The organism is Pseudomonas sp. 18173 (assembly GCF_050432945.1).
Lineage (GTDB): Bacteria > Pseudomonadota > Gammaproteobacteria > Pseudomonadales > Pseudomonadaceae > Aquipseudomonas.
Genome location: NZ_JBKFTN010000072.1, coordinates 1 through 1,408, shown reverse-complemented (window position 1 = coordinate 1,408; position 1,408 = coordinate 1). Strand labels below are relative to the sequence as shown.

At 53.3% G+C, this 1,408-nt stretch carries 1 protein-coding gene and 1 pseudogene; both read right to left on the bottom strand.

The window, feature by feature from the left end:
- Positions 1-976 (bottom strand): annotated as a pseudogene (locus ACLD1X_RS29100) (hypothetical protein); the annotation flags it as partial.
- A gap of 49 nt (positions 977-1,025) precedes the next feature.
- On the bottom strand, positions 1,026-1,400 hold the full coding sequence (locus ACLD1X_RS29095) for a delta-60 repeat domain-containing protein (protein WP_429373723.1): 375 nt from the start codon (positions 1,398-1,400) through the stop codon (positions 1,026-1,028).
- Positions 1,401-1,408 lie beyond the last annotated feature (8 nt).

Sequence of the window (1,408 nt, the reverse complement as noted above, 5' to 3'; positions counted from 1 at the left end):
GGTAACGCACCACACTCCCCCAAAGAGGGTTAGTTGGATCAATCACATACCCGCAAACAACCACGCGATTATCCGACATCAGTGCACCGCCTCTGTAGAGGACGACCCCCTGTTTATCATTGAAAACAACCAAGCCTCCATCACCAAACTCTTTATCCAGAGAGCCGTCGGCGAGATAGCGTGCGGTCACCATCGAGCTGTTTTTTTCGAAAAAGACACCGCCTCCTTGCCCCAGGACAAGGATTTTTCCATCCTCCTGCAAAATACTCCGTCGCCAGGACAACCCCTCATCCAGAAAGTCAGAGAACAATGGCTTCCCATCGTTAAAAACCAGATTGAAACTTCCGCTGACATTGAGAGAAACAATCAATCCTTGTTCATTTCTCAGCGTATAGCCAGTCGCAATAATTCCTCCATCAGGTTTCAACGTCATTGAGCTCAGCTCAAGCCTGTGGGTATCAGCAACAATGACGACACCATTGTCGCCATAGTTGCTATCAATGTTGCCGCTTTCGCCATAACGCATCACATAGGCGTCCGGAGAACTATCATCGGGTGTTCGGTTGAAATGACCGCAGACCAACACCTTGCCGTCCTGCTGCACGGCCACACCAGAAGCATAGTTCCAGACATGCTCGATACCCGGTAACTCGACCAGCAAGAAGCCTTTGCGATGGAAACTCGTGTCCAGTGAGCCATCCTTGTTCAGGCGAATAACAACCCCTTTCACATTGTTGAAGTCAAAATGAACGGTACTGACCAGGACAATTTTGCCGTCCTGCTGCGCAATCGGAGTCGCACTGATGCTGCCTGCGCTTTCAGCTAATGAGTCGTCGCGTTTTATGTCATGGTCGTGGCGGTGGATAAAAAGAGAGGCGCCGGTAAGCTCGTAGATGTTGAGGGTGACTTTTCCGCCTTTGCCGAAAGTGGTGTCCAGCGTGCCGTCCTTGAGCTGACGCACGACCGCCAGATCCACTCGGCCTGGCTCCGTTTCACTCTCGGCAGTACCCGTGATCAACCATCCTTCACTCGTCAGCGAATGCAGGTGACGGGGTGAAAACCGNGTCCAGCGTGCCGTCCTTGAGCTGACGCACGACCGCCAGATCCACTCGGCCTGGCTCCGTTTCACTCTCGGCAGTACCCGTGATCAACCATCCTTCACTCGTCAGCGAATGCAGGTGACGGGGTGAAAACCGTGTGCCGTCATCGAAAGGGATTTCAACGATGCCCCCAACTCCGAACGTAGGATCGAGGCTGCCGTTCTCTTTCAGCCGCGCAATCTTGGCAGATGCTTCCTGCGGATTGGTGACTGCTACCGCAACGAGTAATTTGTTATCGGACTGAGGGAGAACGGCAACGGGAATGCTGCCAACAATGTCGCCGAACGGCAGTGTGACCACGCCGTTCG